The organism is Streptomyces sp. NPDC045701, assembly GCF_056432045.1.
Genome location: NZ_JBWKJV010000011.1, coordinates 128,140 through 149,352, shown reverse-complemented (window position 1 = coordinate 149,352; position 21,213 = coordinate 128,140). Strand labels below are relative to the sequence as shown.

The 21,213-nt window shown below is 74.2% G+C and carries 24 protein-coding genes; 11 read left to right on the top strand and 13 right to left on the bottom strand.

The window, feature by feature from the left end; translation table 11 throughout:
- Nucleotides 1-86: 86 nt before the first annotated feature.
- The 4 genes from AC07DW_RS15600 to AC07DW_RS15585 form a co-directional block, all read right to left on the bottom strand.
- Nucleotides 87-848, bottom strand: a complete 762-nt coding sequence (locus AC07DW_RS15600) for a TIGR04222 domain-containing membrane protein (RefSeq protein ID WP_478858187.1) — start codon at nucleotides 846-848, stop codon at nucleotides 87-89.
- Between the two features lie 195 nt (nucleotides 849-1,043).
- The gene (locus AC07DW_RS15595; protein WP_478858186.1) at nucleotides 1,044-2,030 is read right to left on the bottom strand and encodes a TIGR04222 domain-containing membrane protein; all 987 of its coding nucleotides are present in this window, start codon (nucleotides 2,028-2,030) and stop codon (nucleotides 1,044-1,046) included.
- Nucleotides 2,027-3,436 (bottom strand): MbnB/TglH/ChrH family RiPP precursor modification enzyme, encoded by a 1,410-nt coding sequence (locus tag AC07DW_RS15590; RefSeq protein WP_478858185.1) that lies wholly within the window; start codon nucleotides 3,434-3,436, stop codon nucleotides 2,027-2,029. The genes AC07DW_RS15595 and AC07DW_RS15590 overlap by 4 nt, the downstream gene beginning before the upstream one ends.
- A gap of 91 nt (nucleotides 3,437-3,527) precedes the next feature.
- Nucleotides 3,528-4,292 (bottom strand): DUF4142 domain-containing protein, encoded by a 765-nt coding sequence (locus tag AC07DW_RS15585; protein ID WP_478858202.1) that lies wholly within the window; start codon nucleotides 4,290-4,292, stop codon nucleotides 3,528-3,530.
- Between the two features lie 113 nt (nucleotides 4,293-4,405).
- Here AC07DW_RS15585 and AC07DW_RS15580 point away from each other — a divergent pair, with 113 nt between their 5' ends.
- On the top strand, nucleotides 4,406-4,612 hold the full coding sequence (locus tag AC07DW_RS15580; RefSeq protein WP_478858184.1) for a hypothetical protein: 207 nt from the start codon (nucleotides 4,406-4,408) through the stop codon (nucleotides 4,610-4,612).
- A gap of 15 nt (nucleotides 4,613-4,627) precedes the next feature.
- On the opposite strand, the gene AC07DW_RS15575 is transcribed toward AC07DW_RS15580, so the two are convergent.
- Nucleotides 4,628-5,368 carry an aminoacyl-tRNA hydrolase gene (locus AC07DW_RS15575; protein WP_478858183.1) on the bottom strand — a complete coding sequence of 247 codons (741 nt, stop codon included), beginning with the start codon at nucleotides 5,366-5,368 and terminating at the stop codon, nucleotides 4,628-4,630.
- On the opposite strand from AC07DW_RS15575, the gene AC07DW_RS15570 reads away from it, so the two are divergent.
- Both AC07DW_RS15570 and AC07DW_RS15565 read left to right on the top strand, forming a co-directional pair.
- The gene (locus AC07DW_RS15570; RefSeq protein ID WP_478858182.1) at nucleotides 5,367-6,044 is read left to right on the top strand and encodes an AIM24 family protein; all 678 of its coding nucleotides are present in this window, start codon (nucleotides 5,367-5,369) and stop codon (nucleotides 6,042-6,044) included. The genes AC07DW_RS15575 and AC07DW_RS15570 overlap by 2 nt on opposite strands.
- Before the next feature lie 181 nt (nucleotides 6,045-6,225).
- Entirely contained in the window at nucleotides 6,226-6,435 is a 210-nt protein-coding gene (locus AC07DW_RS15565) for a hypothetical protein (RefSeq protein WP_478858181.1), read from the top strand.
- Here the strand turns inward: AC07DW_RS15565 and AC07DW_RS15560 are convergent.
- Both AC07DW_RS15560 and AC07DW_RS15555 read right to left on the bottom strand, forming a co-directional pair.
- Nucleotides 6,432-6,653, bottom strand: coding sequence for a hypothetical protein (locus AC07DW_RS15560; protein ID WP_478858180.1), 222 nt, complete (start codon nucleotides 6,651-6,653; stop codon nucleotides 6,432-6,434). The two genes, AC07DW_RS15565 and AC07DW_RS15560, sit on opposite strands and share 4 nt — an antisense overlap.
- A gap of 148 nt (nucleotides 6,654-6,801) precedes the next feature.
- Entirely contained in the window at nucleotides 6,802-7,677 is an 876-nt protein-coding gene (locus tag AC07DW_RS15555; protein ID WP_478858179.1) for a polysaccharide deacetylase family protein, read from the bottom strand.
- Between the two features lie 151 nt (nucleotides 7,678-7,828).
- Here AC07DW_RS15555 and AC07DW_RS15550 point away from each other — a divergent pair, with 151 nt between their 5' ends.
- Nucleotides 7,829-9,052, top strand: a complete 1,224-nt coding sequence (locus tag AC07DW_RS15550) for a cytochrome P450 (protein WP_478858178.1) — start codon at nucleotides 7,829-7,831, stop codon at nucleotides 9,050-9,052.
- A gap of 108 nt (nucleotides 9,053-9,160) precedes the next feature.
- On the opposite strand, the gene AC07DW_RS15545 is transcribed toward AC07DW_RS15550, so the two are convergent.
- The 3 genes from AC07DW_RS15545 to zapE all read right to left on the bottom strand — a co-directional run bounded on the left by AC07DW_RS15545 (nucleotide 9,161) and on the right by zapE (nucleotide 12,217).
- Nucleotides 9,161-10,531 carry an alkaline phosphatase PhoX gene (locus tag AC07DW_RS15545; protein ID WP_478858177.1) on the bottom strand — a complete coding sequence of 457 codons (1,371 nt, stop codon included), beginning with the start codon at nucleotides 10,529-10,531 and terminating at the stop codon, nucleotides 9,161-9,163.
- 140 nt (nucleotides 10,532-10,671) lie between these two features.
- Nucleotides 10,672-11,097 carry an OsmC family peroxiredoxin gene (locus AC07DW_RS15540; RefSeq protein ID WP_478858176.1) on the bottom strand — a complete coding sequence of 142 codons (426 nt, stop codon included), beginning with the start codon at nucleotides 11,095-11,097 and terminating at the stop codon, nucleotides 10,672-10,674.
- 40 nt (nucleotides 11,098-11,137) lie between these two features.
- Entirely contained in the window at nucleotides 11,138-12,217 is a 1,080-nt protein-coding gene (gene zapE, locus AC07DW_RS15535; RefSeq protein ID WP_478858175.1) for a cell division protein ZapE, read from the bottom strand.
- 27 nt (nucleotides 12,218-12,244) lie between these two features.
- Between zapE and AC07DW_RS15530 the strand changes: the two genes are divergently transcribed.
- The 4 genes from AC07DW_RS15530 (at nucleotide 12,245) to msrB (ending at nucleotide 15,482) form a co-directional block, all read left to right on the top strand.
- Nucleotides 12,245-13,006 carry a pyrimidine reductase family protein gene (locus tag AC07DW_RS15530; protein ID WP_478858174.1) on the top strand — a complete coding sequence of 254 codons (762 nt, stop codon included), beginning with the start codon at nucleotides 12,245-12,247 and terminating at the stop codon, nucleotides 13,004-13,006.
- 107 nt (nucleotides 13,007-13,113) lie between these two features.
- Nucleotides 13,114-13,599 (top strand): indole-3-glycerol phosphate synthase, encoded by a 486-nt coding sequence (locus AC07DW_RS15525; RefSeq protein WP_478858173.1) that lies wholly within the window; start codon nucleotides 13,114-13,116, stop codon nucleotides 13,597-13,599.
- Between the two features lie 41 nt (nucleotides 13,600-13,640).
- Nucleotides 13,641-15,053, top strand: coding sequence for a UDP-N-acetylmuramate--L-alanine ligase (gene murC / locus AC07DW_RS15520; RefSeq protein WP_478858172.1), 1,413 nt, complete (start codon nucleotides 13,641-13,643; stop codon nucleotides 15,051-15,053).
- 15 nt (nucleotides 15,054-15,068) lie between these two features.
- Nucleotides 15,069-15,482 carry a peptide-methionine (R)-S-oxide reductase MsrB gene (gene msrB, locus AC07DW_RS15515; protein WP_478858171.1) on the top strand — a complete coding sequence of 138 codons (414 nt, stop codon included), beginning with the start codon at nucleotides 15,069-15,071 and terminating at the stop codon, nucleotides 15,480-15,482.
- Here the strand turns inward: msrB and AC07DW_RS15510 are convergent.
- Nucleotides 15,457-16,032, bottom strand: a complete 576-nt coding sequence (locus tag AC07DW_RS15510; RefSeq protein ID WP_478858170.1) for a GNAT family N-acetyltransferase — start codon at nucleotides 16,030-16,032, stop codon at nucleotides 15,457-15,459. The genes msrB and AC07DW_RS15510 overlap by 26 nt on opposite strands.
- Nucleotides 16,033-16,143: 111 nt before the next feature.
- Nucleotides 16,144-16,533 carry a VOC family protein gene (locus AC07DW_RS15505; protein WP_478858169.1) on the bottom strand — a complete coding sequence of 130 codons (390 nt, stop codon included), beginning with the start codon at nucleotides 16,531-16,533 and terminating at the stop codon, nucleotides 16,144-16,146.
- A gap of 273 nt (nucleotides 16,534-16,806) precedes the next feature.
- Here AC07DW_RS15505 and AC07DW_RS15500 point away from each other — a divergent pair, with 273 nt between their 5' ends.
- The gene (locus tag AC07DW_RS15500) at nucleotides 16,807-17,433 is read left to right on the top strand and encodes a nucleoside/nucleotide kinase family protein (protein WP_478858168.1); all 627 of its coding nucleotides are present in this window, start codon (nucleotides 16,807-16,809) and stop codon (nucleotides 17,431-17,433) included.
- A gap of 60 nt (nucleotides 17,434-17,493) precedes the next feature.
- A complete protein-coding gene (locus AC07DW_RS15495; protein ID WP_478858167.1) occupies nucleotides 17,494-18,630 on the top strand; it encodes a M24 family metallopeptidase in 1,137 nt (378 codons plus the stop codon).
- Between the two features lie 82 nt (nucleotides 18,631-18,712).
- Here AC07DW_RS15495 and treZ read toward each other — a convergent pair whose 3' ends face one another.
- Nucleotides 18,713-20,458, bottom strand: a complete 1,746-nt coding sequence (treZ, locus tag AC07DW_RS15490) for a malto-oligosyltrehalose trehalohydrolase (protein WP_478858166.1) — start codon at nucleotides 20,456-20,458, stop codon at nucleotides 18,713-18,715.
- Between the two features lie 196 nt (nucleotides 20,459-20,654).
- Between treZ and AC07DW_RS15485 the strand changes: the two genes are divergently transcribed.
- Nucleotides 20,655-21,203 carry a DUF1707 and FHA domain-containing protein gene (locus tag AC07DW_RS15485; RefSeq protein WP_478858165.1) on the top strand — a complete coding sequence of 183 codons (549 nt, stop codon included), beginning with the start codon at nucleotides 20,655-20,657 and terminating at the stop codon, nucleotides 21,201-21,203.
- Nucleotides 21,204-21,213: the final 10 nt, after the last annotated feature.

Here is a 21,213-nt window from a genome sequence, read left to right as displayed (position 1 = left end):
ACGGGACCCACTCCCCCCCCCCCACAACCACTTTTTCCTCTTTTCGTCGTTCCTCCCCCCCCCCCCCCCCCCCACCCGGAGCCCGTTCACCGACCCCTGCGCTGCCCGGGGGTGAGGGCCGCCCGCAGCGCCGGGTCGTCCAGGGCGTGCACCCCGCCGATGGCCACGGCGGCGAGCGGATCGCGCCGGCTCACCCGCGTCAGCAGGCTCTGCCCGGCGGGGGAGGCCCACCGGGTGTACGGGTGGACCTCGACGCGCGCGATGACCAGGCACCCGAGCGTCAGGACGAGCGGGAGCGCGAACCACGTCATGGCCCGGGCGTCCGGCGCGTGTCCGTCCGGGAGCAGCAGCGCGGCGACCGCCGCCAGCGCGACGGTCAGCACCGTGGAGCGGCGCACGCTCCGCAGCGCGGCCACGATGGCGGACCTGGCCGTCTCGGGGACGGCGAGCCCCGCCGCGACGAGCCGGTCGGCGAGCGCCCGGACCGGACCGGCGGCCGACGCCCCGGCCCGTACCGCCGCTATCCGCGACTGCCCTCCGGGCCCTATCGCACCCATCACCGACCGCTCCACCTCGTCGGCGCCCGCCGGGTCCGCGTCCACGACGGTCGCCCAGCCGGTGTGGGCCAGCCACAGCCGTCGCCGGTGGTGCATCGACACCAGCGCCAGGTCGGTCACCCGCTGCGGGCCGCCGGCCAGGAACGCGGTCTCGTACAGGCTCAGTTCACGGTCGCCGTCCGGCGCGGAGGGACCCACCGGCCGCGCGGCCTCGACGGCGGCCAGGCACAGCCGCGCACAGCTGACGGCCGCCGCGGCCCATGTGATGAGCAGGAGGGGGACCCAGAGCATGCCGGATTTCTACGCCAACCGGTGGGCGCGGCGCCACAAAGTTCTCACAATGCGGACGACGTGTGCCCGGCCGCCCGGAGGCCCTCCGGCGTGGTCAGGCCGCCGGGGTGACGTCCCCCTGCGTCACCGGGGAACGCGCCGGGCGTGGTGCCGACACCCCCGGGGCGTGCGTACGTCGGCGGCTTGCGGGCCCGGTCAGTCGCCGCCCCCGCCCCCTCCGCCGCAGCTCGATCCGCCCCCGCAACTGGACCCGCCCCCGCCCCCGCCGCTTCCGCAGCCCGACCCGCCGCTGCACGCCGAGCTGCCGCCCCCGCCCCCTCCGCAACCGCCGCCACAGCTGGACCCGCCCGTGTCGGCGCTCGCGCACCACACGGCGACGGACGTGGTCGCGAACAGGTCGTCCTGCTGCGTACCCCCTCCGCCGCCGCTCCGCCGCCCGTACATGCGCGCCGCCGCGACCAGTTGCTCCCGCAGGACGGGGTCGGGCAGGGCACGCAGCCCGTGCAGCGCCACCAGGTCCCCCGGCTCGACCAGGTGGGCATGGGCCCTGCGGTACGAGGCGAGGGCCCGGCGTCCCGCCCCCGTGAGCCGGCGGCCGCTGACGGCAGCGCAGACCAGCGCGGTCACCAGACCGGCGAACAGGGCCGGCAACACCTTGACGACGAAGGGGAACGGGATGTCCTCGCCGGGGCCGAGGGCGGTGTACTCGACGACGGTCGCCGCGATGGAGGCGAGGAACAGCAGGAAGCAGCTCACCGCCTGGACGACGCTCCACCGGCGCCAGGCGCGCCCGGTGCCGCGCGGCAGGATCAGCCCGCGGTGGGCGAGCCGGTCGCCGATCTCCTGCACGGCGGGGTGGCGCATGGCGGCCAGCCGCACCGCGTGCAGGGCGCCGTTGGGCGCGGCGGCGAGCTCGTGCAGCACGGCGCGCTCGACGGGGTCGTGGCCGAGCGGGCGGACCACGTGCACGATGCCCGGCCCGCCGACGGCCACCCGGCCGTCGGTGGCGAGCGAGGCGAGGACGGAGTCGACGACCCGTGCGGGCCCGCCGTTCAGGAACGCGGCCTCCACCCGGTAGTGGATCGAGCCGCCCGGTCCGCGCCGGGAGGTGGCGACCCCGTGGACGAGGAGGACGGAGGAGACGGCGACGGCGGCGTAGAGGAGCAGGGCGACGACGTTCACGCGGCCCGCCTCCCCACGAGCGCGGCGCGGGCGGCACGCACCAGCCGGCCGGTCCGGCCCGGTGGCCGCGCCCCGGCGCGCTCCTGCCACCACGCGGTGAGCCGCCGTCGGGCGACGGGATCCTCCGGCTGTCCGGCGATCAGGAGGTGCTCGGCGAAGTCCAGCGCGTCACGCCGGTAGCCGCCGCGCAGGGGGCGGGACCCGGCGTACCCGAGGAACGCGGGGCGGTAACCGCCCCCGAGGATCTCCGGCAGCTCGGGCGCCACTTTGGCGACGACCCCGGCCCGCTTGGCCGCCAGCGCCCGGGTCTGCACCCGCAGCCGCGCCCGGTCGAACCCCTCGGGCGCCGGCGTCCCGGCCACCAGCGCCGACAGCAGCGCGGCCTGCGCGATCCCCACCCGCTGCCGCACGCCACCGGGCACGGGCCCCGCCTCTGGCCGGTCCGCCCCGCCGCGGCCCCGCGCACCGGCCACCGCCGAAGCCACCGGGACCCGCCCGGCGCCGCCCGCCGCCCGCGCCGGGACGTCACCGTCCGCATCGCCGGCCGTCGTCCCCGGGCCCGCCGCCCCCGGGCCTGTCGCCGCCGCGCCGCGCACCGTCGCGCGGATCGCGGCGAGTTCGGCCGCCAGCTCCTCCGCCGGCGGGAAGTCGTCGTCCCGCTCCAGCAGCACGCCCGGCGGGGTCGCCCGGGACGCGAGGTCCGCCAGGATGTCCAGCACCGCCGGCGGGACCGGGTGGGCGTGGCTGTCGTGCCAGACGCCGTCCCGCTCGACGCCGCCCGCCACGTGCACGTACGCGATGGCCTCGACCGGCAGCTCCGCCAGGGCCTTCGCCGGGTCCTCGCCCCGGTTGACGTGGTTGGTGTGCAGGTTCGCCACGTCGATCAGGAGGCGGACGCCGGTACGCTCCACCAACTCGGCCAGGAACTGCCCCTCCGTCAGCTCCTCGCCCGGCCAGGAGAACAGCGCCGCGATGTTCTCCAGCGCCAGCGGCACCGGGAGCGCGTCCTGCGCGATGCGGACGTTCTCGCACAGCACGTCCAGCGCGTCCCACGTCCGAGGCACCGGCAGGAGGTGGCCCGCCTCCAGGGCGGGTGACGCGGTGAGCGGCCCCCCGGCCCGGACGAAGGCGATGTGCTCCGTCACCAGCGGTGCCCCCAGCGCCGTGGCCTTCGCCGCCAGCTCCGCGAGCCGTCCCCCGTCCGGCCGGCCGGCGCCGCCGAGGCCGAGCGACACGCCGTGCGGGACGACCGTGACGCCCCGCTCGCGCAGCCGCAGCAGGGAGTCGGGGAAGTGGCCGACGCAGAGGTTCTCCGCGACCACCTCCACCCAGTCCACCCCGGCCAGACCCTCCACCGCGTCAGCGATCTCCGGACGCCAGCCGATGCCGGTACCCAGTTCTCTCATGTCCCCCTCCTCCTGCGTCGGTCGGAAGGGTGATGGCCCCGCGGAGGGAACCCCGAAACGGCAGAACCGCAGTTCAGAGCTTCATTTGAGGTTACGGGCGGTTCGTGTTGATGGCGGTCGGCGGCCCGGGCTGCGTCGAGGGGCGGGAGGTGAACGACTGGTCCGTCCCCGTCGGTACGGCCGGTGTCGGCGCCGGCGGCAGGTTGCCGTTGGGCGCCGGCGGGCCGGACGGGCTCGCGGTCGCGTTGCCGGCCGCCTCGTTGGCGATCGCGTCGAAGTCGACCTTGCCCGTCGCCTCCAGCATCGTGATGTGGTCCAGTACCGTCTGGTTGGCGTCGCTCGCCAGCTGGCGTATCAGTGTGTTGCGGGTGGTGTGCCGCACCTGGGCGACGAGCGCGAACACCTTGCCGTGCGCGTTGCGCAGCAGGTTGGCGAACTTGCGCTCGTACTCCTCGCCGCTGGCCGCGGACAGCTCGCGCAGCCAGCCCTGCTGCTGCTCCGTCGGCTGGTTGGGCAGCTCCACCCCCAGCTTCGCCGCCACGTCCCGGGCCCGCTGGTCGAGGTCGGCGTGGCCGACGACGAGGTGGTCGCCCGTGTCCTTGATGGCCTGGCTGGGGGCGCGCTCGATGGCCTGCTGACCGGCCGGCAGCTCCCAGAGCCCTGCCAGCCGCACCTTCACCAGGAAGTCACGGTCCGTCGCCGACAACGGCCCCCACTGAGTCGCCACCGTCGACGCGTTGAGGTTGGCCTGGCCGGTCCCGGAACGGTCGGCGTACGACCAGACCGGGAACGCCAGCGCGCCGACCGTGACGACGAGGGCCGCGATGATGAGTGCCGAGCCGTTGATACGTCGCAACAACAAGGTGGTGCCTCCCGAACCCGATGGCATTACTGGGAGGTACGTATACAGGGACGCGACCGTTCAGTCGGCCCCGCCCCGGAAATCGAAGCCCCCGTATGCTGGCGCCCATGGGAGACGACGCCCCGCACGACACCCGTTCGGAAACCCTTCGCGACACCCCTCGGAGAACCCTTCACGACGCCGCTCACGACGCCCCCCGGGCGCACGACGTGGGGTACCAGGGCCGCGATCCGCGGCGCCGTGGCATCGGCCCGCTCGGATGGGCGTTGCTGGTGCTGCTCGTGGTCGCGCTGCTCACGCTGGGACCGCGCTGAACGGGCGGGACGGCCTCAGCGCCGGCTCACCGGGTAGTCGGCGACCACGGTGCAGGACCCCGGAGCGATCTCCGTGAACCCGGCGTCCCGTACCAACGGCAGCCCCGAGGAGGTCAGTCGGGCCCACTCGCCGGGGCCGGCCGTGCGTACCGCCAGCGGGAAACCGGCGTCCCGCCACGTCTCGCGGTCCTCGTCCGTCATCGCCCACCACAGCAGTTGGGCGCCGTGACCGACCTGCGCCATCTCCTTGCCGGTGGACATCCGCAGCTCCGGGTTGAGCCACAGCAGGGCCTGTCCGGGCCGCGTCCCGGCCGGCTCGCCGGCGTCGTCCAGCTCCGTCCCCGACACCTGGAGCCTGGCCAGCTCCTTGGGCCAGCCGTCCAGCGGGACGGGCGGGAAGACCCGTACCTCCGCGGAGCCGCCCGTGACGGTGATGCCCGGCAGCCGCGACGCCTTGCGCCATTCCGCGCCACGCGCGCGGCGCACCACCTTGCGGATCCGCGCGTCCTCCCAGGCGCGCACGGCCCCGGCCCATTCCCCGTCGCCGAGCGCACGGTCGTCCGACAGCATCACCAGTACCGCGCGCGCGGCGGTCTCCAGCGCGTCGGTACGGGCCGGCGGCTCCGCCCGCTCGATGCGGACCACCAGGGGGAGGACGTACTGGGGGGCGTCGTCGCTGCTCACCCGGACAGTCTGCCAGTCCGCCCAGGGCCCGTTCTTGGCGGAATGGGTGGTTCCGGGACACGATGCCCGCATGAAAAGCGATCTTTTCGCGTCCGAGAACATGGCGCAGCAGGCGACAGTGCCCGGCATGACCCTCCAGAACGCGAAGTCGGTCAAGTACGCCGTCAACGGGGAGATGCACGCCCGGCAGGGATCGATGATCGCCTACCGGGGAAACCTGCAGTTCGAGCGCAAGGGGCAGGGCCTGGGCGGCATGCTCAAGCGCGCCGTCACCGGTGAGGGCCTGCCGCTGATGGCCGTCCGCGGCCAGGGCGAGGCCTGGTTCGCGCACGAGGCGCAGAACTGCTTCATCGTGGACGTCGAGCAGGGTGACGCGCTGACCGTCAACGGCCGCAACGTGCTCTGCTTCGACGCGACCCTCTCCTACGACATCAAGACCGTGAAGGGCGCCGGCATGACCGGCGGCGGCCTGTTCAACAGCGTCTTCACCGGTTACGGCAAGCTCGCCGTGATCTGCGACGGCAATCCCGTCGTCATCCCGGTCACCACCAACCAGCCGGTGTACGTGGACACCGACGCCGTCGTCGGCTGGAGCGCCCAGCTGAACACCTCGCTGCACCGGTCGCAGTCCCTCGGCTCGATGATCCGGGGCGGCTCCGGCGAGGCCGTGCAACTGATGCTCCAGGGCGAGGGCTTCGTGATCGTACGGCCCAGCGAGCTGACCCCCGAGAAGGCGAAGCAGTCCTGAGCCCGCGGGGCGCCGGCCGCCGCTACGGCCCGGCCGCGCCCCGGTGCCGGTGGGAGCGGCGACCCCGGCCGGAGCCGCTCCCACCGGCACCGGCCGGCCGGGGCGATCACCGCGGCGGTGCCGCCGGCCCTCCGGTGACCACCGGGTTCACCACCGCGCGGGAGTGAGTACGCTCGTATACATGGACGATTCGTACCGCGGGACGACGCCTCCCGGGGCGACACCTCCGGAGAGGACACCTTCCGGCGCGGCCGAGCCGGAGGCGGGGCCGCCGTACGCCGCGTGCGTCCTGTGCCAGGAGCCGACCGGGTACCCGGAGTCGACGAAGGGCATCACCCTGTGCCCGGTCTGCGAGTGGCGGGAGGCGGAGCGCACCGCCTGTTCCGGTTAGGGCCGGCTCCTCCGGCTCGGGCCGAGCGGGACGCGCGCCACGTGCGGCGCTCGCCGATGTCCCGCGCAGGTGTAGCTGGGGGCCGGCGCGAACCGGTCGCGGCGGCCCTCCAGCGGCTTGCCCACGACCCTCTCGGAGACGCCGCCGCCGTGGATGTCGGCCGTGTCGACGAAGTCGCCGCCCGCGTCCGCGTCCGCGTCGAGAATCCGCCGCTCCACCTCCTCGTCGCCTTCGCCCCCATGGTCATGGCGCCCAGCGCCGGCTCGCCCACGCCCGGACCGGTCCGGCCGAACCGTGCGTGACGCACGGTGTGTCCCTCGTGGGTGGTGTCCCTGGCACACCGGACGCCAGGGGGTGGAGCGCGCTTCAGGGCAAGTCCGCCGCCGGGGCGCCGCGGCCGGCGGCGGCCATCAGGTCCGAGACCTTGACGAAGCGGTACCCGCGTGCGCGCAGCTCGGGGACGATGCGGCGGATGGCCCGCTCGGTGGCGGGCGCGGCGCTGGTGGTGCAGTGCAGCACCACCACGGAGCCCGGCCGGACGCCCGCCAGGACCTGCTCGGCGACCGCGTCGGCGTCGGTGGCGAACGCGTCGCCGCCGACCACGTCCCACTGGACGGCCGTCACCCTCGCGGCGGTCAGCGCGCGCAGCGCGTCGCCGTCGTAGCAGCCGCCGGGGAAGCGGAAGTACGGCACGACGTTGCGCGCCCCGGCCGCGCGGAAGGCGTCGAAGGCGCGGCGTACGTCGGCCGCCATGTCCGGTCGGCCGAGGGCGGGCAGGCCGTAGCAGGGCTCCTTGAAGGCGTGGTGGCTGTAGGAGTGGTTGGCGATCTCGAAGCGGGGGTCGTTGCCGATGGCCCTCGCCTGGTCGGGGTACTCCTCGGCCCAGCGCCCGGTCATGAAGACGGTGGCGTCCACGCGCAGGCGCCGGAGCGTGTCGATCAGCGCCGGGTTGTCGAACCGTTCGCCGCGGGCCGCCCTGGGGCCCTGGTCGGCCGTCATGTCGGCGTCGAAGGTGAGGGCGACGGTCCGGCCGGCCGTCGCGGGCCCCCGCTCGAACACGGGCGTGATCCCGCCGGGGCCGGGCGCCATGGTGGGCGGCGCCCCGGCGGGGGAGGGGCGCGCCGAGGCGGGTGAGGGATTCTCCGAGGCGGCCGGTCTTCCGGGCGGGACGGGGCGGGGACGGCCGCCGGGGAGGTCACCGCAGCCGACGAGGGCGGTGCACAGCACACCCAGAAGCGTCACAATACGTACAAAAGTGATCACATGCGGAAAATATATGATCATCGGGGTGGAGGGGGTGTCCTGCTTCCGTCCGGAGTAGTCCAGCGCGATGTTCCGCCCCGCGCGGGTGATGGTGAGGGGAACCCACGTCGTCGAAGGGACGGACGCACGCATGACCGAGGACACCGCGACACGGCCCATCCTGGGCCCGCCTCCCGTGCGGCACTGGCCCGCGCTGGACATCTCCGGCACGGAGTTCGACCCGGTGCTCGCCGAGCTGATGCGCGAGGGGCCGGTCAGCCGCGTCCAGCTCCCCCACGGCGAGGGCTGGGCCTGGCTGGTGACCCGCTACGAGGACGTCAGGATGGTCACCAACGACCCGCGCTTCACCCGCGCGCCCGTCGTCGACCGCCAGGTCACCCGGCTCGCGGCCCACTTCAAGCCCAAGCGCGGATCGCTGGCCTTCGCCGACCAGCCCGACCACAACAGGCTCCGGAGCGCGGTGGCGCCCGCCTTCACCCTGCGCGGAGTGGAGCGGCTGCGCTCACGCGCCCGGGACACCCTGGACGAGATGGTGGACGAGCTGCTCGCCGGCGCGCCGCCTGCGGACCTCGTCGAGCGGGTCCTGGAGCCGTTCCCCATCGCCGCCGTCTGCGAGGTCATGGGCGTACCCGCCGCCGACCGCGACCGGATGCGCGCCTGGACCCGGCAGATCGTCTCCCCGTCGGGCGGCGCCGCCACCAGCGCCCGCGCCAAGGAAGGCATGTACGGCTGGTTCGCCGAGGCGATCCGCGCGCGCTACGGCAGCACCGAGGACGACGTCATCTCCCTGCTCGGCGCGGCGGTGGGACGCGGCGACATCAGCGAGGAGGAGGCCATCGGCCTGGCCGGCCCCCTCCAGATCGGCGGCGAGGCCGTCACCGCCAACACCGGCCAGATGCTCTTCCTCCTGCTCACCCGCCCCGCGCTCCTCGAACGGCTCCGCGCCGAGCCGGCCGTCCGGCCCCGGGCCATCGACGAACTGCTGCGCTACATCCCGCACCGCAGCGCCGTCGGGCTGGCCCGCATCGCCCAGGAGGACGTGGAGATCCACGGCGTGCGGATCAGCGCGGGCGACGCCGTCTACGTCTCGTACCTCGCCGCCAACCGCGACCCGGAGGTGTTCGCCGATCCGGAGCGGATCGACTTCGACCGCGCCCCCAACCCGCACGTCGCGTTCGGGCACGGACCGCACTACTGCATGGGCGGGCTGCTCGCCCGGATGCAGACCGAGCTGCTGATCGACGCCCTCGTCGACCGCCTGCCGGAGCTGCGCCTGGCCGTCCCGCCCCAGGAGGTCCCCTGGCGGCGCGGCACACTGATCCGCGGCCCGGAGGCCCTGCCCGTCGCCTGGTGACCACCGCCGCCCCCCGTGCGGCGCGGCGGGACCGGGCGGTCGCGACGCCCCGGTGCGGGACGGCGGGCGCGCTCCCCGCACGCGCCGCCGTCCCGCACCCGCGTCACCTCAGCGCCACGGCCCGGTCACCGCGAACGTCGTACCCGGCGTGTAGCAGTTGACGTACATCGTCCCGCCGTCCGGCGAGAACGTCACGCCCGCGAACTCGCCCCACTCCGGTTCCTGCGGCGTACCGATGTTCTGCGCGCCGCGTGCCATCGGGTACACCTCGCCCCGCCTGGTGAGCCCGTAGACGTGCTGAGCGCCGTTGCCGTCCTCGCACACCATCAGACCGCCGCCGGGCGCCAGGCAGATGTTGTCGGGGGACTCGCCCGGCAGCCGGACGTCGCTGCTCGGGCCGAAGACGACGACCAGCGTGAGCCGGCGCCGGTGCGGCTCGTACCGCCACACCTGGCCGTAGTGGTCGGACGCCGAGCCCTCGGCGGCGCGCGCGAAGCTGGAGACGAAGTAGACGCCGCGCCCGCCCCAGTAGCACCCCTCCAGCTTCTGGGCGTGCGTGATGCCCCGGGGCCCGAAGTCCTGGAGCCGGATGGGCGTCCGGCGCGCCTGGCTGTCGGGCACCGGAACCCACTCGACGCCCTCGAACGTCGCGCCCGTCTCCTGGACGGCCGACAGGTCCGGCACGCCCGGCACGCGCATCGCCTCCAGGGTGCCGCCCGCGCGCAGCGAGCCGGTGCCGCCGAGCGGCCGGTTGGGCAGGAAGCGGTAGAAGAGCCCGAAGGGCTTCTGGAAGGCGTCCTCGGTCTCGTACACGATGCCGCTGCGCGGGTCGACCGCCACGGCCTCGTGCTGGAAGCGGCCCATCGCGGTCAGCGGTACCGCGCCGGTGCGCAGCGGGTCCGCCGGGTGGACCTCGAAGACGAAGCCGTGGTCCTTGGTGTAGCCGTTGGTGCCGGCTCTGTCCTCGGTCTCCTCGCAGGTCAGCCAGGTGCCCCAGGGCGTGAGCCCGCCGGAGCAGTTGACGGCGGTGCCCGCGATGGCGACGCGTTCGCCCAGGACGTTGTTGCGGTCGTCCAGTTCGAGGGCGGTGCACCCGCCCTTGGCCGCCGGGTCGTAGGTCAGGCCCCGGACGGTCGGCACGGCGAGGCGGGCCGAGGCGCGGTTCTCGTGGTTGCGGACGAGGTGGACGCGGCCGCGGCGGCCGGCGAAGGCGCCCATGCCGTCGTGGTTGCCGGGCACCGTGCCCTCGCCGGAGCGGAGCGGGTCGCCCTCGCGGGAGAGAACCTCGTAACGGAAGCCCCGGGGGAGGTCCAGCAGGCCGGCCGGGTCGGGGACGAGGGCGCCGTAGCCGGCGTGGCCCCGCGCGGCGGCGGTGCCGGTGAACAGCTCGGAGAAGGCGCCGGCGAAGGCGATCCCGGCGGCGGACGCACCGGTGCGGGCGAGGACTTGACGTCGTGTTGCGGACAGCCGTTCGGACACGAGGCAACAACTCCCTGCTCGGGGCACCCCCGGGCGCGGGGCCGGGGGTGGGACAGGTGTGACGTGACCCGCACGTGTGTATCACGTGGTGTGGTGACACGTGAACACTGCGGGCCACGTCGCCTCGTGCGGCCGTGTACCTAGACCAGCTTGGCGGTCAGCGTGATCGTCGTCCCGGTGAGGGCCTGGCTGACCGGGCAGTTCTTCTTGGCGTCCTCGGCCGCCGCCGCGAAGTCCTCGGCGTCCATGCCCGGCACCTCGCCCTCCACCGTGAGGTGGATGCCCGTGATGCCGGTGCCCGGCTGGAACGTCACCTCGGCCTTGGTGTTCAGGCGGGTCGGCGGGTTCCCGGCCTTCCCAAGGGCGCCGGAGAACGCCATGTTGAAGCAGCTCGAGTGCGCGGCCGCGATCAGCTCCTCCGGACTGGTCTTGCCGTTCGGCTGCTCGGCGCGCGCCGGCCAGGACACCGGGTACTCGCCGATGCCGGACGAATCGAAGGTCACGACGCCCTTGCCCTGGAGGAGGTCGCCCTCCCAGACGTTGTGTGCCTGCCGCGTGGTGGCCATGCTGGTTCCCTTCGTACGGTGTGGAGCCGACCGGCCCAACCTACTGGGCCACCAGCCCCTTCGCGTCGCGCGCCAGCGCGGTGAGCCGCGAGATCGCCCGGAAGTACTTCTTGCGGTACCCGCCGTTCAGCATCTCGTCACTGAACAGCTCGTCGAACGGCAGCCCCGAGGCCAGGACCGGGATCTCCCGGTCGTACAGCCGGTCGGCCAGCACCACCAGGCGCAGCGCCGTCGACTGGTCGGGCACCGGCGTCACTCCGGTGAGGCAGACCGCCCGGACGTCGTCGGTCAGCGCGCCGTACCGGCTCGGGTGGACCCGGGCCAGGTGCTCCAGCAGGCTCGGGAAGTCGTCGAGCGACGCGCCCGGCGTGGTGTACGCCGCCCGGGCCACCTGCTCGTCCGCGAACGGCGCCGGAGCCTCCGGCAGGCCGCGGTGGCGGTAGTCCTCGCCGTCGATGCGCAGCGGCCGGAAGTGGGCGGACAGGCCCTGGATCTCCCGCAGGAAGTCGGCGGCGGCGAACCGGCCCTCGCCGAGCTTGCCCGGCAGCGTGTTGGAGGTGGCGGCCAGGGCGACCCCGGCGTCGACCAGCTTGCCGAGCAGCGTCGACACCAGGACGGTGTCGCCCGGGTCGTCCAGCTCGAATTCATCGATGCACAGCAGCCGGTGCCCGCTGAGGGTGGCCACCGTCTTCTGGAAGCCGAGCGCCCCGACCAGGTTGGTCAGCTCCACGAACGTGCCGAACGCCTTCAGGGAGGGCTCGGCGGGCGTGGCGTGCCACAGGGAGGCCAGCAGGTGCGTCTTGCCGACGCCGTACCCGCCGTCGAGGTAGACCCCGCGCGGGCCGGTGGGCGCCTCCGGCTTCCTCCGGAACCAGCGGCGCTTCCCCGCGCCGGTCGCGTGCGCGCCGCCCAGTCCGGCCGCGAAGGAGCGCAGGCCCTCGACCGCCCGGGTCTGGCTCGGCTGGTTCGGGTCCGGGATGTACGTGTCGAAGCGCACCGCGTCGAAGCGCGGCGGCGGCACCATCTCGGCGACCAGACGGTCGGCGGGGACGTGCGGCTCGCGGGCGCACAGGGACAGTGGGGCCGCTTCGGTTATGGCACTGGTCGACACGTCTCTCACTCTAATCGCCGTGCCAGACTGCACGGCATGCGACGCCTCTTCCCTGTGACCGACCGGACAGTCCCCGCCGAAGGGCGTGAGTGGTCCCTCGACGAGCTGGCCGAGGCCTACGCGTACCCCGCCGAGGGGGCGTGGCTGCGGGCCAACATGGTGTCGTCCCTGGACGGGGCGGCCCAGCACGAGGGGCGGTCCCAGCCCATCTCGTCCGCCACCGACATGCGGATCTTCGGCACCCTGCGCGGGCTGGCCGACGTGGTGATCGTCGGTGCCGAGACGGTACGGCTGGAGGGCTACCGCCCGGCGCGCGCCCGCGAGGCCTTCGCGGAGCGGCGGGCCGCGGCCGGGCAGGGGCCCGCGCCGGCGATCGCCGTGGTCAGCGCCTCGCTGAGCCTCGACTTCTCCGCTCCGCTGTTCACCGAGCCCCTGGTCCCGACGCTGCTGCTGACGGGCGCATCAGCCGCCCCGGACCGGGTAAGCGCGGCCCAGGAGGCCGGCGCCGAGGTGGTCGTCGCCGGGGACGGACCGGGCGTGGAGCCGGAAAGGGCGGTGCGGGCGTTGGCCGAGCGCGGGCTGACCCGCCAGCTGACGGAAGGCGGCCCCCGGCTGCTCGGCCAGCTGGTGGCGGACGGGGTGCTGGACGAGCTGTGCCTGACGGTGTCGCCGATGCTGACCGCCGGGCAGGCGCAGCGGATCACGGGCGGGCCGTCCCTGAAGGTGCCGGAGCGGTTCGCGCTGGCGTCCCTCCTGGAGGAGGACGGGTTCCTGTTCACCCGTTACAGCCGGACGTGACCGATCAGCGGAATCAACCGTTCCGCTTAGCGTCCGGTGGGCAGACTTGACTCACGCAGTCCCCGTGCGGACACGGGGAAGGATGGTTTCCGCAGAAGGGCTCCCAAGTGTTCACAAGCGTTCTGATGATCGAGAAGCCGCTGTCGTCCGTGGACGTGGAGTTCGTCACCACCCTCCACGGCGACGAGGAGATGTCCTTCATCGTCCTGATGCAGCCGCGCGGCGACCAGGCCGTCGTTCTGCTGCGAGCCATCGACGACGTCGCCCTCGGCGAGCTGAGAGAAGCCGTCAAGGAGGGCGAGGAACCGGAGGGCAGGGCCGCGGAGCTCCCCGCCCAGGAAGGGCTCGACCACTCCCTGCGCGTCCTGCGCGAAGCCGGCTGCGACGCCGTCGGCCAGGTCGTCGAGGACCATCCGCTGGACAAGCTGAAGGCCGTCGTGGAGGAGTCCGGCGCCGACGAGGTGATCGTGCTGACCAAGCCCCACTACGTGGAGGAGTTCTTCCACCGGGACTGGGCCTCCCGCGCCCGCCACAAGGTCGGCGTGCCGGTGCTGAAGCTCTTCGCGCACAACGACGAGCCGGACACCGAATAGGCTGGGGCCCTCACGTACGCCACACCCCTGGAGAGACACGCATGGCACCCGCCGTTCCCGCCGCCATGATTCCCGCCGCCATGGAGCGACCGCACTTCATCGGCATCGGCGGCGCCGGGATGTCGGGCATCGCCAGGATCCTCGCCCAGCGCGGGGCCGAGGTCGCCGGCAGCGACGCGCGCGAGTCCGAGACCGCCGCGTCCCTGCGGGCCCTCGGCGCGACCGTCCACATCGGGCACGCCGCGGGCAACGTCGCGGACGGCACCACCGGCGTCGTCGTCTCCAGCGCCATCCGCCCCGACAACCCCGAGCTCGCCCGCGCCACCGAGCTGGGCATCCCGGTCGTCCACCGCTCCGACGCACTGGCCGCGCTGATGACCGGGCTGCGCGCGATCGCCGTGGCCGGGACGCACGGCAAGACCACCACCACCTCGATGCTCGCCGTCGCGCTCACCGAACTGGGCCTCGCCCCGTCGTACGCCATCGGCGGCGACCTCGCCGGGCCCGGCACCAACGCCCTGCACGGCGACGGCGACATCTTCGTCGCCGAGGCGGACGAGAGCGACCGCAGCTTCCAGAAGTACGAACCCGAGGTCGCCATCGTCCTCAACGTCGAGCTGGACCACCACGCCAACTACGCGTCCATGGACGAGATCTACGAGTCCTTCGAGGCGTTCGTCGCCAAGATCCGTCCCGGTGGCACCCTGGTCGTCGGCGAGCACTCCGGCGCCCGTGAGCTGGCCCGCCGGGTGGCCGGCCGCGACGACCTGACGATCGTCCGCGTCGGCGAGTCGGCCGACTCCGACGCCCGGATCCTCGCCATCACGCCCAAGGGCATGACCAGCGAGGTCACCGTCGCCCTCGACGGCGTCGAGCACACCTTCACCGTCTCGGTGCCCGGCCGCCACTACGCGCACAACGCCGCCGCCGCGCTCGCCGCCGGCGCCCGGGTCGGCATCGAGCCCGCCGCCCTGGCCCAGGCCCTGACCGCGTACACCGGCGTCGGCCGCCGCCTGCAGCTCAAGGGCGAGGCCGCCGGCGTCCAGGTCATCGACTCCTACGCGCACCACCCCACGGAGATGACGGCAGACCTGGAGGCCATGCGCGGTGCCGCGGGCGACGCGCGCCTCCTCGTCGTCTTCCAGCCCCACCTCTTCTCCCGCACCCAGGAGCTCGGCAAGGAGATGGGGCAGGCCCTCGCCCTCGCCGACGCCTCGGCCGTCCTGGAGATCTACCCCGCCCGGGAGGACCCGATCCCGGGCGTCACCAGCGACCTGATCATCGACGCGGCGCGCGCCGCCGGCGCCGACGTCACCGCCGTGCCCGACAAGGACACCGTCCCGGACGTCGTCGCGGGAATGGCCAAGCCCGGTGATCTCGTTCTCACCATGGGCGCCGGGGACGTCACCGACCTCGGCCCCAGGATCCTGGACCGCCTGGCGGACCGCGACTGAGGGAGAGAGCAGCACATGGCGTACGACGTCGAGAAGCCGGACGAGCAGTGGCGCGCGGAGCTGTCCCCCGAGGAGTACCACGTCCTCCGGGAGGCCGGCACGGAGCGCGCCTTCACCGGTGAGTACACCGACACCGCGACCGAGGGCGTCTACTCCTGCCGCGCCTGCGGAGCGGAACTGTTCACCTCCACCACCAAGTTCGCGTCGCACTGCGGCTGGCCGTCCTTCTACGACCCGAAGGACACCGACGCGGTCGAGCTGATCCAGGACCGCTCGCACGGCATGGTCCGTACCGAGGTGCGCTGCGCCCGGTGCGGCTCCCACCTGGGCCACGTCTTCGAGGGCGAGGGCTACCCGACCCCGACGGACCAGCGCTACTGCATCAACTCGATCTCGCTGAGGCTCACCCCGGCCGACGGCGAGGGCTGACGCCCGGGGGGTGCGCCGTCCGGCGGGCGCCCTCCGCCCGGCCCTGCACCGCGCCACCGCCCGGACGCCCGCCCAGGTGCCGTACGAAGCGGAGGCCGGGGCGGCCGTCCAGCTCGACGTCGCCGGTCGGCCGGAACCCCGTACGGACCAGCACGGCCCGCGAGGCGGCGTTGTCCAGCGTGGTGACGGCCCGCACGGCGGTCAGGCCGTACTCCGCGGCGGCCAGCGAGCAGACCTCACGGACCGCGGCCGTGGCCAGTCCGCGGCCGGTGGCCCGTTCGGCGAACCGGTACCCCAGCTCGGCCGCGCCGTCCGCCACGTCGACCAGGTTGACCCGTCCCAGCACCTCGCCGTCGTCACCCGTCACCACATGGAAGAAGCAGGTCCCCGCCGCCTGCTCGGCGAGCAGCGCGAGGTGGCGCGCCTCGAACCGCGCGAAGTAGTCGTCGCCGCGATCGGGGACGGACGCCGCGAAGAAGGCCCGGTTCTCCCGCTCGAAGACGAGCAGCGCCGGGGCGTGGTCGGGGCGGAGCGGCTGGAGGAGGGACATCCCGCCACCCTACGCACCGGCGCCGGGCGGCGACTTCGGGGCGGCGCCCAGCAGGTGGCGGGCGCCCCCTCCGGGCGTGCCAGGGGGCGCGGGCGGGGCGGCCCGAGGCCGTCAGGCCGGCTGGAGCAGGTCCCAGCGGTTGCCGTACAGGTCCTCGAACACGGCCACCGTCCCGTAGGGCTCGTGGCGCGGCTCCTCCAGGAACCGCACGCCCGCCGCCAGCATCCGGGCCCGGTCACCGGCGAAGTCCTCGGTGTGCAGGAAGAAGCCCACGCGCCCGCCGGTCTGCGCCCCGACGCTCGCCTCCTGCGCCGCGCCCGCCGCCCGGGCCAGCACCAGGCCGGTGCCCGACCCGGCGCCCGGGGGCCGGACGACGACCCACCGGGAGCCCTGCCCGCGGTCGGTGTCCTCGACCAGCTCGAAGCCGAGAGCACCGGTGTAGAAGGCGATGGCCTCGTCGTAGTCACGGACGACGAGGGTGATCAGGGCGATGTGCGACATGGTTCCAGACGTTATACGTATGACAGCGAGCTGACCAGCGGCGCCATCTGCACGGCCGTCGCCTGCCCCGAGCCGGAGGACGTCCCGGCCTCGGAAGAGCCGCTGCCTGCCGCTCGACGGCGTCCAGGGCGCCCCGGCGAATCCCGGCCCAGCGCAAGGCCCGCCGCGCGTAGGAGAACCGGGTCAGCACGTTCGGGCCGCCCGAACCATGATCGTCACCACCGGCATCCGCTGTACCGAGGCTCCCCGCGGCCGGACTGCCACACTGCTGCCATGGACTCGCAGCAGCTCGCCGAGCTCACCGCCCGCGCCCGCCGCCTCGCCGTCCCCGGCACCCGCCGCGTCCTGGGGCTGGCCGGAGCGCCGGGGGCCGGCAAGTCGACCCTCGCGGCCCGCCTGGTCGAGCGCCTCGACGGGCTCGCCGCGCTGGTCCCGATGGACGGCTTCCACCTCGCCCGCGCCGAGCTGAGCCGCCTGGGCCGCACCGACCGCAAAGGCGCCCCGGACACGTTCGACGCGGCCGGGTTCGCCGCCCTGCTGGCCCGCCTCCGCGCCCCCGAGCCCGGCACCGTCGTCTACGCTCCCGCCTTCGACCGCGCCCTGGAGGAACCGGTCGCGGGCAGCATCCCCGTCGGCCCGGAGGTGCCGCTCGTGATCACCGAGGGCAACTACCTTCTCCACGACGACGGCCCCTGGGCGCCCGTCCGCCCGCTCCTCGACGAGGTCTGGTTCCTGGACCTGGACGACCACCGCAGGATCCACCGCCTCGTCGAACGGCACGTCCGGTTCGGCAAGGACCGCCCGCACGCCGAGCGGTGGGTCAGGGAGTCCGACGAGGCCAACGCCCGGCTCGTCGCAGCCGGACGCGGCCGCGCCGACCTGGTGGTCCACATGGGCTGAGCACGCACGAGCCGCGGATATCGCTCGCGTCCCGCCGACCGCCCGGCCAGGATGACCGTCATGGACAGCCGCAACGACAGCGCCCCCGCCCCGTTCACCGCCGACGACTACCGCGCCCGCATGGCCCGCGCCACCGAAGCCGCGGCCGGTGCCGGGCTCGCCGGCCTCCTCGTCGCGCCCGGCCCCGACCTGGTGCACCTCACCGGCTACCGGCTCACCGCCGACACCGAGCGCCTCACGCTCCTCGTCCTCGCCCCCGGCCAGGACCCGGTGCTCGTCGTGCCGACCCTCGAAGCACCCGACGCCGCCCGGGCCGCCGGAGCCGCGGCGCTCACCCTCCGGGACTGGACCGACGGCACCGATCCGTACGCCGTCACCACCCCGCTCCTCGACCCCCGAGGCTGCTTCGGGGTCAGCGACAACGCCTGGGCCATGCACCTCCTCGGGCTCCAGAACCGGCTGCCGGGCACCACCTATGCCGCGCTCACGCAGGCCCTGCCCATGCTCCGGGCCGTCAAGGACGCCTCGGAGCTGGCCCGCCTGGAGGCGGCGGGCGCCGCCGCCGACGCGACGTACCGCGACATCCTCACGGTCCGCTTCGAGGGGCGGAAGGAGACGGACATCGCCGCCGACCTGGCCGGGCTGCTCGCCGATCACGGTCATTCACAGGTGGACTTCACCGTGGTCGGCTCCGGGCCCAACGGGGCCGACCCGCACCACGAGGCGGGCGACCGCGTCATCGAGCGGGGCGACATGGTCGTCCTCGACTTCGGCGGCCTCAAGCACGGATACGGCTCCGACACCACGCGCACCGTCCACGTCGGCGAGCCGACGGCCGAGGAGAGGCGCGTCCACGACATCGTGCGCGAGGCGCAGCAGGCCGGGTTCGAGGCGGTCCGGCCGGGCGCGGCGTGCCAGGACGTCGACCGGGCGGCCCGCGCGGTGATCACCGAAGCCGGGTACGGCGAGTACTTCATCCACCGCACCGGTCACGGCATCGGCGTCACCACGCACGAGCCGCCCTACATGATCGAGGGCGAGGAGCAGCCCCTCGTGCCCGGCATGTGCTTCTCGATCGAGCCGGGGATCTACCTGCCGGGCCGCTTCGGCGTCCGCGTCGAGGACATCGTCACGGTCACCGAGGACGGCGGCCGCCGCTTCAACACCACACCGCGCGAGCTCGCGATCGTCGCATAGGCGACCCCGCCGCGAGCCGCCGCATCCGGGCGGCGGCGCGGGGCGGTGCCGGCTGGAGAAACGGGGCCGGCCGGGCGGCGGCCTACGCGTCCGTCAGCACCACGCACGACTCCGGCGGCAGGGTCATCAGACCGTCGCCGTTCGGCATCTCCACCGGCTCCCAGGCCGCCAGCACCCGCCCCTTGCCGCCGAGCGGCACATGGGCGGGCTCCTTCGCGAAGTTGACCGCGACCCGCAGGTCCCCCCGCCGGTACGCCAGCCAGCGGGCGTCCTCGTCGAACGCCACCCGCACCGCCGCCAGATCGGGGTCGGTCAGGTCCGGCTGCGCGGCGCGCAGCGCGATCAGCTCCCGGTACCAGGCGAGCAGCCGGGCGTGCGGCTGCCGGCCTGGCTCGGTCCAGTCCAGACAGGAGCGGTCCCGGGTGGCCGGGTCCTGCGGGTCGGGAACGTCCTCGGCCGCCCAGCCGTGCTCGGCGAACTCCCGCCTCCGGCCGTCGCGGACCGCCTCCGCCAGCTGCGGGTCCGTGTGGTCGGTGAAGAACTGCCACGGGGTGCCCGCCCCCCACTCCTCGCCCATGAAGAGCATCGGCGTGGCCGGACCGGTCAGCACCAGGGCCGCCGCGCACGCCAGCAGCCCGGGGGAGCAGGACGCCGAGAGCCGGTCGCCGGTGGCCCGGTTCCCCACCTGGTCATGGGTCTGGGCATAGCCCAGGAAGCGGTGCGCCGGGGTCCTGGCCCGGTCCACCGGCCGCCCGTGCGTACGGCCGCGGAACGACGAGTACGTACCGTCGTGGAAGAAGACGTGGCCCAGGGTCTTGGCCAGCGCGGCCAGTGGGGCGCGCGCGAAGTCGGCGTAGTAGCCCTGCGACTCACCGGTCAGCGCGGTGTGCAGGGCGTGGTGGAAGTCGTCGTTCCACTGGGCGTGCAGGCCGAGGCCGCCCTCCGCGCGCGGCGCCGTGGTACGCGGGTCGGCCAGGTCGGACTCGGCGATCAGGAACAGCTCCCGGCCCTGCTCGGCGGCGAGCCCGTCCACCGCCGCCGACAGCTCCTCCAGGAACGTCAGCGCGCGCGTGTCGGCCAGCGCGTGCACGGCGTCCAGCCGCAGCCCGTCGACCCGGTAGTCGCGCAGCCAGGCCAGGGCGCTGCCCAGCAGGAAGGCCCGGACCTCGTCCGAACCGGGAGCGTCCAGGTTCACGGCGGCGCCCCACGGCGTGTGGTGGGTGTCGGTGAAGTACGGTCCGAAGGCCGGGAGGTAGTTGCCCGACGGCCCCAGGTGGTTGTGGACCACGTCCAGCACCACGCCCAGACCGAGCCCGTGCGCCGTGTCGACGAAGCGCTTCAGCGCCTCGGGCCCGCCGTACGGCTCGTGCACCGCCCACAACGACACGCCCTCGTACCCCCACCCGTGCCGGCCGGGGAAGGGGCACAGCGGCATCAGCTCCACGTGCGTGATGCCCAGCTCCACCAGGTGGTCCAGCCGGGCGGCCGCCGCGTCCAGGGTGCCCTCGGGCGTGTAGGTGCCGATGTGCATCTCGTACAGCACGGCGCCGCGCAGCCCGCGCGACGGGGACTCGTGCCGCCAGTCGTACACCGCGTGGTCCACGACCGCGCTCGGGCCGTCGGGCCCGTCCGGCTGGCGCCGCGACCGCGGGTCGGGCAGCACGGGGCCGCCGTCCAGCGCGTACCCGTACCGCGCGCCGTCACCGGCCTCCACGTCGGCCACCCACCAGCCGTCCCGCTCCGGATCACGCTCCAACGCGTGCGTCGCGCCCCGGAGTCGGAGCTCGACCCGTTCCTCTGCCTGTGGTGCCCACACCTCGAACAGCACTGGTGATCCCCTCGTCGTCGTAACGCCCCAATCCTGGCAAGATCGAGATCGGGAAGCACGGCACTTGGCCGAACGGAACCCCTGCGTCACACCAGGTGCGAAGCCCCCGCTGATCACGTACCAAGACCGTACCAACGGGGTCCGACAACGGGGTCCGTCTGGACACCCCGGCCCGCCCGGACCGACAATCACGTCTGTGACGTCCGCTTTCGAGTCCTCCACGTACCCCGCTCGGCTCTCCGACGCCGAACGGGACCGTGCGCTGGGGCTGCTGAGGGAAGGCGCAGCGCAGGGCAAGCTGTCGCACGACACGTTCCTGCGGCGCATGGAACTGGCCCTGGTCGCCCGCCGCCCCGACGAACTGGCGGCCCTCACCGCGGACCTGCGCACCGAGGGACGCTGGTCCAAGCGGCTGTTCGGCGCGGTCGAGCGGGTGTCCGGGTTCCATGTGCGGCTGCGCCGGGCGTGGCAGGCGGAGCGGCTGCCGAAGCTGCTGCTGCCCGAGCCCGGACCGTACCCGCTGCGCATAGGGCGGGACCCGGCCAACGGGCTGCGGCTCAGCCACGAGACGGTCTCCCGCCTGCACGCCGAACTCAGCCTCCAGGACGGGCTGTGGGTGCTGCGCGACCTGGGCTCCACCAACGGCACCTCGGTCAACGGGCAGCGGGTCACCGGCCCGGTCGTCGTCCAGGCCGGTGACATGGTCGCCTTCGGCCGGATGGGCTTCCGGCTCTCGGGCCGCTGACCCGGCCGGC

Bases quoted from the DNA above. Each gene is read 5' to 3' on its own strand.
- AC07DW_RS15510 (WP_478858170.1), bottom strand. From the start codon at position 16,032: ATGTCCCTCCTCCAGCCGCTCCGCCCCGACCACGCCCCGGCGCTGCTC.
- msrB (WP_478858171.1), top strand. From the start codon at position 15,069: ATGGCGTACGACGTCGAGAAGCCGGACGAGCAGTGGCGCGCGGAGCTG.
- AC07DW_RS15540 (WP_478858176.1), bottom strand. From the start codon at position 11,097: ATGGCCACCACGCGGCAGGCACACAACGTCTGGGAGGGCGACCTCCTC.
- AC07DW_RS15590 (WP_478858185.1), bottom strand. From the start codon at position 3,436: ATGAGAGAACTGGGTACCGGCATCGGCTGGCGTCCGGAGATCGCTGAC.
- murC (WP_478858172.1), top strand. From the start codon at position 13,641: ATGGCACCCGCCGTTCCCGCCGCCATGATTCCCGCCGCCATGGAGCGA.
- AC07DW_RS15495 (WP_478858167.1), top strand. From the start codon at position 17,494: ATGGACAGCCGCAACGACAGCGCCCCCGCCCCGTTCACCGCCGACGAC.
- AC07DW_RS15600 (WP_478858187.1), bottom strand. From the start codon at position 848: ATGCTCTGGGTCCCCCTCCTGCTCATCACATGGGCCGCGGCGGCCGTC.
- AC07DW_RS15505 (WP_478858169.1), bottom strand. From the start codon at position 16,533: ATGTCGCACATCGCCCTGATCACCCTCGTCGTCCGTGACTACGACGAG.
- AC07DW_RS15580 (WP_478858184.1), top strand. From the start codon at position 4,406: ATGGGAGACGACGCCCCGCACGACACCCGTTCGGAAACCCTTCGCGAC.
- AC07DW_RS15550 (WP_478858178.1), top strand. From the start codon at position 7,829: ATGACCGAGGACACCGCGACACGGCCCATCCTGGGCCCGCCTCCCGTG.
- AC07DW_RS15565 (WP_478858181.1), top strand. From the start codon at position 6,226: ATGGACGATTCGTACCGCGGGACGACGCCTCCCGGGGCGACACCTCCG.
- AC07DW_RS15530 (WP_478858174.1), top strand. From the start codon at position 12,245: ATGCGACGCCTCTTCCCTGTGACCGACCGGACAGTCCCCGCCGAAGGG.
- AC07DW_RS15570 (WP_478858182.1), top strand. From the start codon at position 5,367: ATGAAAAGCGATCTTTTCGCGTCCGAGAACATGGCGCAGCAGGCGACA.
- AC07DW_RS15500 (WP_478858168.1), top strand. From the start codon at position 16,807: ATGGACTCGCAGCAGCTCGCCGAGCTCACCGCCCGCGCCCGCCGCCTC.
- AC07DW_RS15575 (WP_478858183.1), bottom strand. From the start codon at position 5,368: ATGCGGGCATCGTGTCCCGGAACCACCCATTCCGCCAAGAACGGGCCC.